The 15,709-nt window shown below is 61.0% G+C and carries 13 protein-coding genes; 7 read left to right on the forward strand and 6 right to left on the reverse strand.

Going from position 1 to position 15,709, the window contains the following annotated elements; genetic code table 11:
- Positions 1-28: 28 nt before the first annotated feature.
- Complete coding sequence (locus O3299_RS04470) at positions 29-439, reverse strand: DoxX family protein (RefSeq protein WP_289898363.1); 411 nt, start codon at positions 437-439, stop codon at positions 29-31.
- Between the two features lie 237 nt (positions 440-676).
- Positions 677-2,014, reverse strand: coding sequence for a dicarboxylate/amino acid:cation symporter (locus O3299_RS04475; RefSeq protein ID WP_305051626.1), 1,338 nt, complete (start codon positions 2,012-2,014; stop codon positions 677-679).
- A gap of 349 nt (positions 2,015-2,363) precedes the next feature.
- Between O3299_RS04475 and O3299_RS04480 the strand changes: the two genes are divergently transcribed.
- Genes O3299_RS04480 through O3299_RS04490 form a run of 3 tightly spaced genes read left to right on the forward strand, consistent with a single transcriptional unit; the run spans position 2,364 to position 5,941 of the window.
- Positions 2,364-3,245, forward strand: coding sequence for an alpha/beta fold hydrolase (locus tag O3299_RS04480; protein ID WP_305051627.1), 882 nt, complete (start codon positions 2,364-2,366; stop codon positions 3,243-3,245).
- 53 nt (positions 3,246-3,298) lie between these two features.
- Positions 3,299-3,649 carry a RidA family protein gene (locus O3299_RS04485; protein WP_034784210.1) on the forward strand — a complete coding sequence of 117 codons (351 nt, stop codon included), beginning with the start codon at positions 3,299-3,301 and terminating at the stop codon, positions 3,647-3,649.
- A gap of 39 nt (positions 3,650-3,688) precedes the next feature.
- The gene (locus tag O3299_RS04490) at positions 3,689-5,941 is read left to right on the forward strand and encodes a bifunctional (p)ppGpp synthetase/guanosine-3',5'-bis(diphosphate) 3'-pyrophosphohydrolase (protein ID WP_077403237.1); all 2,253 of its coding nucleotides are present in this window, start codon (positions 3,689-3,691) and stop codon (positions 5,939-5,941) included.
- Positions 5,942-6,081: 140 nt separating this feature from the next.
- Here the strand turns inward: O3299_RS04490 and O3299_RS04495 are convergent, their stop codons facing one another.
- Positions 6,082-7,032, reverse strand: a complete 951-nt coding sequence (locus tag O3299_RS04495; protein ID WP_305051628.1) for a cation diffusion facilitator family transporter — start codon at positions 7,030-7,032, stop codon at positions 6,082-6,084.
- Between the two features lie 235 nt (positions 7,033-7,267).
- On the opposite strand from O3299_RS04495, the gene O3299_RS04500 reads away from it, so the two are divergent.
- A complete protein-coding gene (locus O3299_RS04500; RefSeq protein ID WP_305051629.1) occupies positions 7,268-8,275 on the forward strand; it encodes a restriction endonuclease in 1,008 nt (335 codons plus the stop codon).
- 143 nt (positions 8,276-8,418) lie between these two features.
- On the opposite strand, the gene O3299_RS04505 is transcribed toward O3299_RS04500, so the two are convergent.
- Both O3299_RS04505 and O3299_RS04510 read right to left on the reverse strand, forming a co-directional pair.
- A complete protein-coding gene (locus O3299_RS04505) occupies positions 8,419-9,282 on the reverse strand; it encodes a pirin family protein (protein WP_305061594.1) in 864 nt (287 codons plus the stop codon).
- 57 nt (positions 9,283-9,339) lie between these two features.
- The gene (locus O3299_RS04510) at positions 9,340-9,939 is read right to left on the reverse strand and encodes an FMN-dependent NADH-azoreductase (RefSeq protein ID WP_099664366.1); all 600 of its coding nucleotides are present in this window, start codon (positions 9,937-9,939) and stop codon (positions 9,340-9,342) included.
- 124 nt (positions 9,940-10,063) lie between these two features.
- Between O3299_RS04510 and O3299_RS04515 the strand changes: the two genes are divergently transcribed.
- Complete coding sequence (locus O3299_RS04515) at positions 10,064-10,969, forward strand: LysR family transcriptional regulator (protein ID WP_077403254.1); 906 nt, start codon at positions 10,064-10,066, stop codon at positions 10,967-10,969.
- Between the two features lie 17 nt (positions 10,970-10,986).
- Here the strand turns inward: O3299_RS04515 and asd are convergent, their stop codons facing one another.
- Complete coding sequence (gene asd / locus O3299_RS04520) at positions 10,987-11,835, reverse strand: archaetidylserine decarboxylase (protein WP_305061595.1); 849 nt, start codon at positions 11,833-11,835, stop codon at positions 10,987-10,989.
- A gap of 284 nt (positions 11,836-12,119) precedes the next feature.
- Here asd and O3299_RS04525 point away from each other — a divergent pair, with 284 nt between their 5' ends.
- Together O3299_RS04525 and O3299_RS04530 are read left to right on the forward strand one after the other, a co-directional pair.
- On the forward strand, positions 12,120-14,303 hold the full coding sequence (locus O3299_RS04525; RefSeq protein ID WP_305061596.1) for a TonB-dependent siderophore receptor: 2,184 nt from the start codon (positions 12,120-12,122) through the stop codon (positions 14,301-14,303).
- A gap of 118 nt (positions 14,304-14,421) precedes the next feature.
- Complete coding sequence (locus O3299_RS04530) at positions 14,422-15,660, forward strand: DEAD/DEAH box helicase (protein ID WP_289898355.1); 1,239 nt, start codon at positions 14,422-14,424, stop codon at positions 15,658-15,660.
- The last annotated feature ends 49 nt before the right edge of the window (positions 15,661-15,709 follow it).

Below are 15,709 nucleotides of genomic sequence, written 5' to 3' on the forward strand. Positions count from 1 at the left end.
AGGGCGGACAGCGATGTCCGCCCTTTTTTTATGCGCCTGCCTTGCCGCGCAAGCCGTCCAGGCTGCAGGCGCCGGCGCCTGCCACTGCGAAATACAGGAAGGTGAAGCAATACATGACGGCCATTTCACCGCCGTTCAGGATCGGCAGGAAACCGGCAGGCGCATGCGCCATGAAGTAGGCGGCCGCCATCTGGCCCGACAGGATGAAGGCGACGGGGCGCGTGAACAGGCCCACCAGCAGCAAGCTGCCGCCGACGAGCTCGATGACGCCGGCCGCGCCCATCACGGACAACAGTTGCAAGCCGTCGAACATGGCCACGTGCGGCGCACCGAACAGTTTGGCCGTGCCGTGTTGCAGGAAGAGGAAGCCGAGGATGATGCGGAGCAGGCCCAGCAGGCGTGGGTTCCAGGTGGCGTAGAAGGCGGGCGAGAGGGACATGACGTACTCCATTCAAAGGTGAGGATGGTTCGGTGTCAGGCTTGCATTAACGCAATGTCATTATGCGGGAACCAAGTGGCGAACAGGTGACCGTACTGTAATGGTTTTTCATTCATTGATCATTCAATGAAATATTGATGGATGATTTACTGTTTGTTGATGATGCCGGCAAAAGCCTGCACGCATGAAAAAAGCCCCGCAGAGTGATCTGCGGGGCTTTTCAATGAAGCGTACAGCTTACTTGACGATATTCACGCTGGGCGCGACATACGCATCGTCGGTCGGGTGGGTTGGATGGGCCAGCTCGCTATGCAGCTTGTCCATGTCCAGTTCTTTTTCCCATTTCGACACGACGATGGTGGCCACGCCGTTGCCGACGAAATTGGTCAGCGCGCGGCATTCGCTCATGAAGCGGTCGATGCCCAGGATTAGCGCCATGCCGGCCACGGGAATCGTCGGCACCACGGCCAGGGTGGCGGCCAGGGTGATGAAGCCGGCGCCCGTGATGCCGGACGCGCCTTTCGAGGTTAGCATCGCCACGCCCAGGATGGTCAGTTCCTGCCAGATGGTCAGTTCCGTGTTGGTGGCTTGCGCCACGAACAGGGCGGCCATGGTCATGTAGATATTGGTGCCGTCCAAGTTGAACGAGTAGCCGGTAGGCACGACCAGGCCGACGACTGGCTTGGAGCAACCGAGGCGCTCGAGTTTCTTCATCAGGGCCGGCAGCGCCGATTCCGACGAGCTCGTGCCCAGCACGATCAGCAGTTCTTCCTTGATGTACAGCAGGAAGCGGCCGATGGAGAAGCCCGTGTACTTGGCGATCAGGCCCAGCACGACGAAGACGAACAGGAAGCAGGTCAGGTAGAACGAGCCCATCAGTTTCGCCAGCGGGATCAGCGAAGCGAGGCCGTATTTACCGATGGTAAAGGCCATCGCGCCGAACGCGCCGATGGGAGCGACTTTCATGATGATGTTGACCATGCCGAAGATGGCATGCGACAGCTCGTCGATCAGCTTGGTGACCGGACGGCCGCGCTCGCCCAGCAGGGACAGCGAAAAGCCGAACAGGATGGCGATCAGCAGCACTTGCAGGATGTCGCCCTTGGCGAAGGCGTCGACGAAGGTCTTCGGGATGATGTTCATCAGGAAGTCGACGGTGCTCATGCCTTCGGCGTGCGTGTATTGCGCGATCGACTTGGCGTCCAGGTGGGCCGGATCGGCGTTGAAGCCGGCGCCCGGTTTGAGGATGTTAGCAACCAGCAAGCCGATGGCCAGCGCGAAGGTGGAGACCACTTCGAAGTACAGCAGCGCCTTGCCGCCCACGCGGCCGATTTTCTTCACATCCTGCATGCCGGCGATGCCGGAGACCACGGTACAGAAGATCACCGGGGCGATGATCATCTTGATCAGTTTGATAAAGCCGTCGCCCAGCGGTTTCATGTCGACGGCGTTCGTTGGGTAGAACACCCCCAGCAGCACGCCAGCCACGATGGCGAACAGCACCTGTACGTACAGGATTTTATAGAATGGTTTTTTCACGAGTGGTCTCCTCTTGCGGGTTGATGCTGCGATCATCCGCCCATTGCCAGGCAGGCTCAATTGTGGATAACCGCAGATATGCATTTTCGCTATATCGGGTATTGCGCCATGGCGAAGGTGCCAGTGCTGTGCTGCGGCGCAGCATTTCAGGCGCGCGCTTGGAGCATTGCCCGCGCTGCGCTACACTGCCGTAGCGTCGCGCGCGAGGCAACCGGCAAATCGCCGGTTTCTTTGTTTTTTACTACCAAATAACGACGCCGGACAAAACCGTAGCGAGCGGAAGGGAGTTGTGGCCGAGAAGCGCAACCGTACTTTGGTACGGTGAGCATCGCAGGCCGCAACCACCGACGCGCAGTAGGTTTTCTCCGGTGTTATAAGGAATCGCATGATCGAAGCCAGCATCAAAACCGTCCAGTGCATTTCCCCCGCAGGCTTGCACACCATGTCGTATAAAGAGTGGGGCGCGGCGGACAATCCGAACGTGCTCGTCTGCGCCCATGGCGTGACGCGCGTGGCGGACGACTTCGACAACCTGGCGCGCGCCATGGCCAGCGATTACCGCGTGATCTGTCCCGACGTGGTGGGACGCGGGCGCTCGGGCTGGCTGGCCAACCCGCAGTTTTACCGCGTGCCGCAATATGTGAGCGACATGGTGACCCTGCTGGCGCGCGTGCTGGCCAATGGCGAGCGCCAGACGGTGGACTGGTTCGGCACGTCGATGGGCGGCTTGATCGGCCTGGGCCTGGCATCGTTGCCGGACAGCCCGATCAGCAAGCTGGTCTTGAACGATATCGGCCCGACACTGGCGCCGGAAGCCTTGCAGCGCATCGGCGACTACATCGGCCAGGACCTGCGTTTCGAGACATTCGAGCAAGGCGCCAGGTTCGTGCGCGACGTGTCCGCCAGCTTCGGTCCGCACACGGACGCGGAATGGCATAAACTGGCGGTGGATGTGTTGCGCCAGGATAAGGATGGCCACTGGCGCCGCCACTATGATATGGGACTGGCCATGCCGTTCCGCTCGGCCACGCCGGAATCGGCGGCCAGCGACGAAGCCATGCTGTGGGCCGCGTATGATGCCGTGCGCTGCCCCACCTTGCTGGTGCGCGGCTCGGAATCCGATCTGCTGTCGCACGAGACGGCCACGCTCATGCTGGGCCGCGGCCCGAAGGCGGAACTGGTGGAAATCGCCGGCGTCGGCCATGCGCCCACGTTCGTGCACGAGGACCAGATCGCCATCGCCCGCAAGTTTTTGCTGGGCAAGTAATGCTGGGCGAGTAATAACGCTGTACAGATTTTGAAACAACCGAAAGAAGAAGCATGGAAATTACACGACTGCACGTAGGCAAACGCCTCTCCGAAGTAGCCATACACAACAACACCATCTACCTGGCTGGCCAGATCGCGGAAGACACCACGCAGGGCATCGTCGGCCAGACGCGCGAAGTGCTCGGCCACGTCGACCGTCTGCTGATGGAAGCGGGCAGCGACAAGACTTGCATCCTGTCGTGCCAGATCTACATCGCCGACATGAAAGATTTTCCCGGCATGAATGAAGTGTGGGATGACTGGGTGGCTTCCGGCCACACGCCGCCGCGCGCCACGGTGGAAGCGAAGCTGGCCAATCCGGCTTGCCTGGTGGAAATCGTCATCATCGCTGCAGAGCGTTAAGTTATTCAGTTGTTGAGTTATTAAGTTTAAAGGTATTACATGGTTTCCATCTCGGCCCCGAATAGCGTCACCTCGGAACAACTGGTAGAGGGCTTGAGTGCGCCGGACAGCGCGCGCGTGCTGGACGCGCTCGCGTATGCCACCGAAGCGTATGGCGACAAGCTGACCTTTGCCGGCCGCTCCGCGCTGGAGTTCGCCCTCGGCGTGGCCACCACGCTCGCTTTCCTGCGCAGCGATGCGGAAACGCGCATCGCCGGCCTGATGTTCGAGCTGACACTGCTGGAACCCGACACGGCGGCCGATATCGAGCCGCGCTTCGGCAAGCAGGTGTGCGACCTGGCAACAGGCGTGCGCCAGCTGATCCGCTTGCGCGCGCTGACCCAGGCGCAGCATGGCAGCGCTGGCGGGCGCGGCAAGAATGCGGCGCAGCAAGCCGTGGCCCAGGTGGAAACCCTGCGCAAGATGTTGCTGGCGATGGCGTCCGACATGCGCGTCGTGCTGGTGCGCCTGGCTGCCTGCGTGACGACCTTGCGTTACTTTGCTGAACTAAAACTGTTCAATGAAATGACGCGCGAGTATGGCAAGGAAACGCTGGACCTGTACGCGCCGCTGGCCAACCGCCTCGGTATCTGGCAGCTGAAGTGGGAACTGGAAGATTTGTCGTTCCGCTTCATCGAACCGGAAGCGTATAAGCGCATCGCCAAGATGCTGGAAGAAAAGCGCATGATGCGCGAGGGTTTTGTTTCCTCGGCGATCTTGCGCCTGCAGACGGAGCTGGCCTCGGCCGGTATCCAGGCGGAAGTGTTTGGCCGCCCGAAACACATTTACAGCATCTGGAATAAGATGCGCGGCAAGGAGCTGGACTTTACGGCCCTGTACGACGTGCGCGCCTTCCGCGTCATCGTTGCCGACGTGAAAACCTGCTACACGGTGCTGGGCGTGGTCCACAATATCTGGACCCCCATCCCGAAAGAATTCGACGATTACATTTCACGGCCGAAACCCAACGGTTATCAATCGCTGCACACGGTGGTGACGGCCGAGGATGGCCGTCCGCTGGAAGTGCAAATCCGCACCAATGAAATGCACAGCTTTGCCGAGTACGGCGTGGCCGCGCACTGGCGCTACAAGGAAGAGGGCGGCTCGAACTTTGCCGGCCAGAAATACGACGAAAAGATCGCCTGGCTGCGCCAGTTGCTGGCGTGGAAAACCGAGGTGGCCGACGCCGTCGTGGGCCAGGAAGAAATCCAGCGCGAATGGGTGGAAAAGCTGAAATCGGCCACCCTGGACGACCGCATCTTCGTCATGACGCCGCAGGCGCGGGTGCTGGAATTGCCCGTGGGCGCCACGCCCGTCGATTTTGCGTATCACTTGCATACGGACGTGGGCCACCGCTGCCGCGGCGCCAAGGTCGACGGCATCATGGTGCCGTTAAATACGCAATTGAAGAACGGCCAGACCTGCGAAATCATCACGGCCAAGGGCGCGCCGGGCACGGCGGGGCCGTCGCGCGACTGGCTCAGCGCCGGATACGCCGTCAGCACGCGCACGCGCTCGAAGATCCGCGCCTGGTTCCACGCCATCGACATGCAGGAAACCCTGGCCCACGGCCGCGCGCTGGTGGAAAAATCCCTGCAGCGCGAAGGCAAGACGGCCGTCAACCTCGAAGCGCTGGCGCAAAAGCTGGGCTTTGCGAAAGTCGACGAACTGTTCCTGTCGGTGGGCAAGGATGAATTCAGCCTGCGTCACGTGGAGCAGGCGCTGCACGACAATGGCGAAGTGGTGGTGCCGGAAGACGCCGTGCTGGTCGGCAAGAGCCGCGCGTCCAGCGTGGAGCAGGGCGCCAAGTCCGGCGTGCTGGTGGTGGGGACCGAGGGCTTGATGACGGTGCTGGCCAAGTGCTGCAAGCCGGCGCCGCCGGACAGCATCGTCGGTTTCGTGACGCGCGGCAAGGGCGTTTCGATTCACCGCGCCACGTGCAAGAACTTCGAGGAAATGCGCGCCAAGTCGCCCGAGCGCGTGATCTTCACGGAGTGGGGCAGCACGGGCGGGCACGATACCGTGTATCCGGTGGACATTTTCATCCTGGCCGGCGACCGCCAGGGCTTGCTGCGCGACATCTCCGAAATCTTTTCGCGCGAAAAGATCAACGTGATCGGCGTCAACACCCAAAGCGCCAAGGGCCAAGCCCGCATGACGTTTACGGCCGAGATCAGTTCGACGGCGCAGTTATTAAAAGCGCTGAATGTGATCAAGGATGTCAGTGGCGTGCTTGAGGCACGTCGTAGCTGACGCCTGACCAAACCTACTGCGCATCGGTATAGGCGGCCTGCGATGCTCACCGTACTAGAGTACGGTTGCGCTTCTCGACTACCTCTACCTTCCGCTCGCTACGGTTTTGTCAGGCGTTGTGACGCTTGTTGAACCTGGTGTTAATGCGTCTTGTCGCTCGCATGCAGCCCCGCCATCGTGGCCGTCTCCGGCTGCAGGGTAATGTGGTCGATGCCATGCTTGCTGAGTAACATCTTCTTGATCGCCCGCAATACCTTCGGCCAATGGTCGAGGTGCTCGATTTCCACGTGGCCGATCAGGGCCGGCTGGCCCGGCGACATATCCCACACGTGTAAATCGTGCACGGCAATCACGCCATCCACTTCTTCCACGTCAGCGCCCACCTGGATGTAGTCGATGTGCATGGGCACGCCTTCCATCAGGAAATGGTAGGACTCGCGCAGCACGCCGAATGTCGACTTTAAAATCAGCAGCGACACCAGCACGGACAGCAGCGGGTCGATCTGCATCCAGCCCGTAAAGTAAATCACGGCGCCCGCGACGATGGCGGCGACCGAGCCCAGCAAATCGCCCATCACGTGCACGAGGGCGGCGCGCGTGTTCACGCTTTGCTTATCTTTCGACAATACCCACGCCACGACGATATTGATCGCCAGGCCGATGAAGGCGACGATGAAGACCATGCCGCCCTTCACGGGTTGCGGGGAGGAAAAGCGCAGCGCCGCTTCGTAGCAGATCCAGCCCACCACGCACAGCATGGCCAGGCCGTTGACGAAGGCGGCCAGCGCTTCGGCGCGGCCAAAGCCGAACGAGTGGCGCGGCGAAGGAGGGCGGCGCGCGATCAGTTGCGCCAGCAGTGCCAGGCCCAGCGCGGCCGCATCCGTGACCATGTGGCCCGCGTCGGAAATCAGGGCCAGCGAATTGGACAGGAAGCCGGCCGCCACCTCGATGCCGGCAAATGACAGGGTCAAGCCCAGCGCCCACGCGAGGATACTCTGGCTGCGGCCCTCGAACGAGTGGGTGTGTTTGGCGTCGCCCTTCAGGTGGGCGTGCAAATGGGTGGCGTCGTGTTCGGTGTGCGTCGGATGCATGGAATGCTTTGTGGAATGATGTTGCCGCCAGTGTAATTGAAAAGTAACAAGGCGGCTAACGCGCATCCTGGTGTTCGGATGCCAAGATGTCGCGAAGTTGCTTGAAGGGCTATTTTATCAATTGCTTAATAGGCTAAGCGGCAGGCTTTGCTGGTTGGCAATACGACGCACATCGCCAGGGTAAATGACATTTATGTTATCTTTCCGCGCAGATATTTAATAAAGGGTAGCGTCGATGGCAAAGATGTGGATGATTCGAGGTGAAGGCGGGCGTTTGTATGATGATTTTCGGGAAAGGAAGGCCGCTGCAATCGGTTGGGCGGAACTTGCTCCTAAAGCAAAGCCCGGAATGAGCAGGAAAGAGTTAACGGCAATCTATCAACAAGTAGAACCGAATGTAAAGCTCGGTACTGCCATTTCTGGTGCCTCCCAAGTATGGCGTTTCATAAACGAGATTCAGGAGGGGGATTGGGTCGTCACTTACTCGCCAGCAAATCGTACTTATTTGGTCGGCAAGGTGACGGGTCCATATCAATATCGCCCAGAATGGACAGAAGATGATATGCCACTGATCCGGCCAGTTCAATGGAAAACCATTGAAGTTGAACGAGACATGTTGAGCGTGCGCAGCAAAAATACCTTGGGTGCTACGTTAACGGTCTTTTTGCTGCCTGACACGGTCATGCAAGAGTTGCTATCTGATTCCAAGGCATCGAGCGGCTTTGGGACTTCGTCCATGATTGCAGACACTGAAGAGCTGGAGCCGGAAGCAGATCCGCTTGCCGGATTGGAAATTCTCGCGATTGAACGTATTAAAGACCTAATAAGTCGACTCGATTGGGAAGAGATGCAAGATTTGGTCGCAGGTTTGCTGCGAGCAATGGGTTACAAAACGCAAGTCTCGCCTGCTGGCCCAGATAGGGGAAAGGATATTATTGCCTCACCGGATGGTTTTGGTTTTGAAAATCCTCGAATAATTGTTGAGGTAAAACATCGGAAGGGACAAATGGGCACGCAGCAGATTCGTAGCTTTCTGGGCGGTCGTCACAAAGATGATCGTGGCCTGTATGTTAGTACCGGCGGATTTTCAAAAGAGGCCTATTACGAAGCAGAGCGTGCGAATGTGCCGTTGACTTTATGGACGTTGGATAATTTAGTACGCGCACTGGTCGAAAATTACGAACAAACTGATTCCGAGACTAAGCGCCTTGTACCACTTAAACGAACTTACTTTCCAGCGTAGTTCGTCTAGTGAAGCGTATGGTATTGTTAAGCGTCGTCGTTGAAAGAGAGGACCCGCATGTACACGTTGGTTCTCTCTTTCGATTTATTCACTATTGAATAGCCCCAAAGAATAGCCCCAAAAATTCTTGGGGTTTCTCCTTGTTACTCGCCAAACTTCCCTTCACGGAAATCCTGTACGGCCTGGAACACTTCTGCCTGGGTATTCATGACAAACGGGCCATACTGCGCGATCGGTTCGTTCAAGGGCTGGCCGGCGACGAGGATCACGCGGCCGCCTTGCGGCGCCTCGATGCGCACGCCGTCGCTGCCTGGCGTGTTGGCGAAGATCGCCATGCGCAGGGCGGGCACGGCCTTGCCATCGACTTGCACTTCGCCACGGAACGTGTACAGGAAGGCATTATGGCCTGGCGGCAAGGGCTGCTCGAAGCTGGCGCCGGCCGGCAAGTCGATGTCGAGGTACAGCGGTTCCGTCAGCTCGCGCTGCACGGCGCCAGTCACGCCACGGCTCTCGCCGGCGATCACTTGCACGGCCACGCCCGCGTCCGTCGTGTAGCGGGGGATTTCGCTGCTGGTGAAATCGCGGTACCACGGCGTGCGCATCTTGTCGCGCGCGGGCAGGTTCAGCCACAGCTGAAAACCTTCCATCACGCCTTCTTCCTGTTCTGGCATTTCCGAGTGGATCACGCCGCTACCGGCCGTCATCCATTGCACGCCGCCCGAGGTCAGCAAGCCTTCGTGGCCCGCGCTGTCCTTGTGGCGCATGCGTCCCGTGATCATGTACGACACGGTTTCGAAGCCGCGGTGCGGATGCTCGGGGAAGCCGGCGATATAGTCGTTCGGCTTGTCGCTGGCAAAGTTGTCGAGCATCAAGAACGGGTCGAGGCGGCGCTGCAGCTGCTGCGTCAGCACGCGGTTGATCTTCACGCCGGCGCCATCCATGACGGCCTGGCCGGCGATCACGCGCTCGACGGCGCGTGGCTTGTTGACGGTGGTGGTATCGCTCATTGTTCTCTCCTCTAGGCCAGGACGGCGCCAGTGCGCCGCCCCTTTCACTGCTGGGGATTACACCAGGATGGCGTTGATCTCGGCGTCCGCCTGGGCTTGCGCCTTGGCCACGGCTTCCGGGCCCATGCCCATGCCTTCCGAATACACGTATTGCACGTCGGTCAGGCCCAGGAAGCCGAACATGGTGTTCAGGTAAGGCACCTGGCTATCGTTGGCGCTGTCGCGGTGCAAGCCGCCGCGGGACAGGCCCACGTAAACTTTCTTGCCGGTCAGCAAGCCCACGGGGCCGTTTTCCGTGTACTTGAAGGTGACGTTGGCGCGGGCAATCGCGTCGAACCAGCTTTTCAGTTGCACGGTGATGCCGAAGTTGTACATGGGCGCGCCGATGACGATCACGTCAGCCGCTTGCACTTGCGCAATCAGCGCGTCGTCCAGGGCGATGCGGGCCGCTTGCTCCGGCGTACGCTTGTCCGCTGGCGTGAACAGCGCTTGCAGGGTCGGTTCGTCGAGCACGGGGTGCGGTGCGGCGGCCAGGTCGCGGCGCACCAGGGCGGCGCCGGGGTTGGCCGCTTGTACGCGGGTAACGATGGCGTCAGCCAGGCGGGTCGAGGCGGAACCGGTGCTGCGGGCGCTGGAATTGATTTGCAGGATGTTCATCTTGTTTCTCCGTTGTGAGGTGTCTTGCGATGGATGAACTATAGCAATTCCAAAATTGATGCGGAAGCCGTTAAAATGGATAACATTAATCCACTAGTGGAACAATTGAACGTAAAGGTCAGTGATGGATATCGATCCCGGAGATTTGTTGCTGTTCGCCCGCGTCGTCGAATGCGGCAGTTTCTCGCGCGCCGCCGTGCGCGTGGACTTGCCCAAGTCGACCCTGTCGCGGCGCATCTCGCTGCTGGAAGCGAAATTGGGCGAACGGCTGCTGTTGCGCACCACGCGCAAGCTGGCGCTGACGGAATTCGGCGCCAGCCTGCTCGAGCATGCGCGCAAGGTGGTGGAAGAAACGGAGGCGGCCGGCGCGTTGGCCCAGCATCGCCAGGCAGGCCCCAGCGGCTTGCTGCGCATTTCCATGCCGGCCGACTTTGGCGACACGCTGATGCGCCAGGTGCTGGCCGAGTTCGTGCGCCGCTATCCGGCCATTTCGCTGGAACTGGACTTGTCGGCGCGCCGCGTGGATTTACTGGAAGAGAATTTCGACCTGGCCATCCGCATGGGCAACTTGCCCGACGATGCCAGCCTGGCCGCGCGCCGCGTGGCCTTCAGCACCCTGGCGCTGTATGCCTCGCCGCAATACACGAGCGTGCACGGCTTGCCCGAGCATCCCGACGATCTGTATGGCCACGATTTATTGAGCTTGCCACGCGCCGTGCATGGCCTCGTGCACTGGACTTTGATCCGCGGCAAGACGACGTGGGAGCGGGACTTGCCCGTGCGCCTGCTGGCGAACTCGCCGGAATTGCTGGTGCGCATGGCGTGTACGGGCGTGGGCATCGCGGCCAGCACGGACCGCTTTGCCAAGGCGTATGTGGCGACGGGGGAACTGGTGCGGGTCTTGCCGGAATGGAGCTTTCCGCTCGTCACGGGCTGGGCCGTGTTTCCCGGCCGGCGCTTGATGCCGGCCAAGACGCGCGCGTTTCTGGACTTGATGGAGGAAATGTACCGGACCGACGCGCCCGTCTAGGCGCGCGTCTTGCTGCCTTACTTGGGCAGCTTGCCCATGACTTCGCCCAGCTGCACGGGGCCGGCCGGCTGCCAGCTGGCATTGAAATCGACCGTGTTTTTCGGGAACAGCATGACGACGGTGGAACCGAGCAGGAAGCGGCCCAGCTCGTCGCCTTGTTTCAGCACGACATTGTCGTTCGCATAGCTCCAGTCGCGCACCTGGCCCGTGCGGGGCGGGTTGACGACGCCGTGCCAGACGGTGGCCATGCTGCCGACGATGGTGGCGCCCACCAGGGTCATGACGAAGGGGCCGTTGGCCGTGTCGAACACGCAGACGACGCGCTCGTTGCGGGCGAACAGGCCGGGAATGCCGCGCGCCGTCGTCGGGTTGACGGAAAACAGTTCACCGGGAACATAAATCATGCGCGTCAAGCGGCCATCGCAGGGCATGTGGATGCGGTGGTAGTCGCGCGGGCTCAGGTACAGATTGGCAAAGCTGCCGTGTTCGAACTGGGCCGCCAGGGCCGCATCGCCGCCGACCAGGGCCGTCGTGCTGAAATGGTGGCCCTTGGCCTGGAAGATCTGGTCCTTGTTGATCGTGCCGAACTGGCTGATGCGGCCATCGACGGGGCAGACGTAGTCGGCTTGCGCCAGCGGACGCGCGTCCGGGCGCAGCGCGCGCGTGAAAAAGTCGTTGAAGCTCGCGTAGTGCGTGATGTCCGGGTCCAGCGCCTCATCCATGTTGACGTTGTAGCGGCCGACGAACCAGCGGATCAGGCGCGTCGTCATGGCGCCGCCCTTGGCGCCGGCGATCCGGCCGGCAAAATTGGTCAACGCTCCCTTGGGCAGCAGATATTGAGGCAAAACGGCAAGACGGTCAGACACGATGGGAAGCCTTTGACGGGGTGATGGGAACAATGATGAAAACGCATTATAGCGGCGATGTGGCGCGCAATGATATGTACCGTATGCAAGGGGGTGTAGCGCAGCCGGCCGCCGAATTTAATTTGCCATAGGAAATATTTTCAGGAAACTGTGCCACGCGGAAAAAATTACAGCACAATACAGCGGCCTGTTTTTTAGCTTTTAGCCATTTTTATTCAGCCAACTTTTTTAGCCAGGTCATGATGCCACGCCGTTGCCTTCGCCTTACCGTCCTTTGTTCCTCCGTGTTACTTGCCTGGAATGTCCAGGCCCAGCAATCCGAAACGCCAGCCGCGGATGCCGCCGCTGCACCGCTGAAGGCCGAGAAGGCCGAGAAATCCGCCGCTCCCGCCATGCAGACCGTCGAAGTGAAGGGCAGCGGCTACGATCCGCGCCGCGACGATACGGCCAGCAAGATGATCGTGGGCAGCGAGGAAATCCTCAAGTATGGCGACACGAATGTCACCGACGTGCTCAAGCGCTTGCCCGGCATTACCGTTTCCGGTGCGGCCGGGCGTTCGGGCGGCGAAATCCGCATGCGCGGACTGGGCAGCGGCTACACGCAGATATTGCTTAACGGCGAGCGTGCGCCGGCCGGTTTTTCGCTCGACACCCTGTCGCCCGACGTGATCGAGCGCATCGAGATCTTGCATGCGGCCAGCGCCGAATACAGCACGCAGTCGATCGCCGGCACCATCAACGTGGTGCTGAAAAAGGCCGTCAAGACGGCGCAGCGCGACGTCAAGCTGGGCGTGGGGGGCGGGCGCGATGCGTTTTCCAGCAATGGCAACCTGCAATTGTCGGACAAGGATGGCATTTTTTCCTATTCGCTGGCGGCCTCCTTTTATCGCTATGACTATCACTATGCAAACCCGGCACGGGACCTGGGCTATGCGCCGGAAGGCCAGCAAAATCTGCTGCGCAGCAGCAAAGGCACGGGCGATGGCCGTTCGGAAGGCATCAATATGTCGCCGCGCCTGAACTGGGCTTTTCCCGGCGGCGACAATCTGACGGCGCAATTCTTCCTGAATGTGGGACGCAACGAAAGCCGTACTCACAGCCGTACCGACACGCTCATGGGCTTGCGGCCGGACTACGATACGAATGACAGCGACGGCGGCAACCACTATGTCTTTGGCCGTACGGACCTGACCTGGGTGCGCAAGCTCGATGGCGGCGCCAGGCTGGAGCTGGGACTGCGCGTAGGCCTGAGCAATAATTCCTCCGATAACCATCCGCTCGGCTATATCGATGGCGTGGGACTGGCGCTGGACCGCAGCGCGCGCGTGGATGCGTCGGAAAAGAGCGTGTCATCCACCGGCAAGTATTCTTCGCCGCTCATCCCGGGCCATGCCTTGTCGATGGGCTGGGATGGCAGCTACGGCAAGCGGGACGAAGAGCGCTGGCAGCGCGAGCTGGCCTTGCCGGGCGGGCGCCCTCCGTTCAACGTCGATGAAGACTTCAATGCCGACATCAAGCGCCTGGCGCTGTATGCGCAGGACGAGTGGGAGATCACGCCGCGCTGGTCCATGTATGCGGGCGTGCGCTGGGAAGGCATCGATACGCGCAGTATCGGCAATACCTATGACGAGGTGCAGCAGCGCAGCAGCGTCTGGAGCCCGCTGCTGCAAACCTTGTGGAAATTGCCTGATACCAAGGGCGACCAGGTGCGCCTGGCCTTGACGCGCACCTACAAGGCGCCGGCCACTTCCAGCCTGATTCCACGCCGTATGATGTCGACGAACAATAGCCAGACCGAGCCTGACCGCGAAGGCAATCCGAACCTGAAGCCGGAGCTGGCGCTGGGCATCGACGCTTCCTACGAACATTACTGGGCCGAAGGCGCCTTGCTCAGCGCGCGCGCCTCGGCCCGCCGCATCGATGGCTACACGCGCCAGGGTTTGTTATATATCAATGAACGCTGGGTATCGACGCCCGTCAACGACGGTCGCGCGAATACGCAGACACTGGAACTGGAGGCGAAGTTCCCGCTGCGTGCCGTGCTGGCCGCGCCCGTGCCGGCCATCGATTTGCGCGCCAGCGTCAGCCGCAACTGGTCGCAGGTGGAGCACGTGCCGGGACCGGACAACCGGCTTGACCAGCAAACCCCCGTCAGCGGCAACGTTGGCCTCGACTACAAGACGCCCGATGGCATGCTGACCACGGGCGGCAGTTTCAATTTCCGCAATGGCGGCCCCGTGCGCATCACGGAGCGCCAGAGCGCCTACACGTCGCCGCGGCGCGATCTCGACATTTATGCGCTGTGGAAATTCGATGCGAAGAACCAGTTGCGCCTGGCCGTGTCGAATTTGCTGGCGCAGGATTTTGAAAGTACCACCACGTATGCGGATGCCAGCGGCACGATCGTGCGCAACAACATTTCGCCGAGTTCGCCGCAGGCGCGCGCGACCATGGAAATGAAGTTCTGATGGCGATGTTTTAGTTGCGAAATCCCGGCCGGCATCCCCGCTGGCCTATAATCTCGGCAATCGCGCGCACGGCCCGTCCGTGCGCGCCACCTTTTCCTTTGCCAAGATTGCTTTTCCCATGACGTTTTCCTCCCTCGGCCTGATCGATCCCCTGGTCCGCAAACTTGACGAGCTCGGCTATGCCAAGCCCACGCCCGTGCAGGCGCAAGCGATTCCTGCCGTGCTGGCCGGGCGCGACCTGATGGCCGCCGCCCAGACGGGCACGGGCAAGACGGCCGGCTTTGCCGTGCCGCTGCTGCAGCGCCTGACCCTGGAAGGCGTGGTGGCGCCCCAGTGCGTGCGCGTGCTGGTGCTGGTGCCCACGCGCGAACTGGCCGAGCAAGTGTATGCGAGCTTCCGCAGCTATGGCGGCAACTTGCCGCTGCGCAGCTTTGTCGCGTATGGCGGCGTGCCCATCGAGCCGCAGATCAGCAAGCTGCGCAAGGGCCTCGACGTGCTGGTGGCCACGCCGGGCCGTTTGCTCGACTTGCAGACGCAGGGCGCCGTCAAGTTCGAGCAGGTGCAAACCCTGGTGCTGGACGAAGCGGACCGCATGCTGGACCTGGGCTTCGAGCGCGAACTCGATATATTGCTGATGACCATGCCCAAGCAGCGCCAGACCCTGCTGTTCTCGGCCACCTTCTCGGACGCCATCCGCGCCATGGCGAAAACCATGCTGAAGGATCCCGTCTCGGTGGAGGTCAGCGCGCGCAACAGCACGGTCAAGGCCGTGAAACAGTCGGTGATCGTGTGCGACAAGAAACGCAAGCCGGAACTGTTTTTGCACTTGCTGAAGAAAAAGCGCTGGGGCCAGGTATTGGTCTTCGTCAAGACGCGCAAGGGTGTCGAGCTGCTGGTGAACACCTTGCTGGAGCAGGGCGTGCGCGCCGATTCGATTCACGGCGACAAGACGCAGCCGAACCGCCTGCGCGCGCTGGCCCGCTTCAAATCTGCCGAAGTGCAGGTGCTGGTAGCCACCGACGTGGCCGCTCGTGGCCTCGATATCGACCAATTGCCCGTCGTCGTCAATTTCGACTTGCCCACCGTGGCGGAAGATTATATTCACCGCATCGGCCGCACGGGCCGCGCGGGCGCCTCGGGCGAAGCGGTCTCGCTCGTTTGCGCCGACGAGGTGGAATTGCTGTCGGCCGTGGAAGCGCTGACCCGGCAAACCCTCAAGCGCGGCGAAGAACCGGGTTTCGAGGCCGAGCACCGCGTGCCGGGCACGTCCGCCGGCGGCACGATACAGAAGAAAGCCGTCAAGGTGCTGGCGCCGAAGGCGGCGGAGCGGGCGAAAAAACGCCGCTTCTACAAGTAAGCGGGGAAGTTGGCCGGGCAGGGCAAGGCGCGCAGCACGGATATGCCAT

This window comes from Janthinobacterium sp. SUN176 (genome assembly GCF_030587335.1).
Taxonomy (GTDB): Bacteria; Pseudomonadota; Gammaproteobacteria; order Burkholderiales; family Burkholderiaceae_D; genus Janthinobacterium; species Janthinobacterium kumbetense.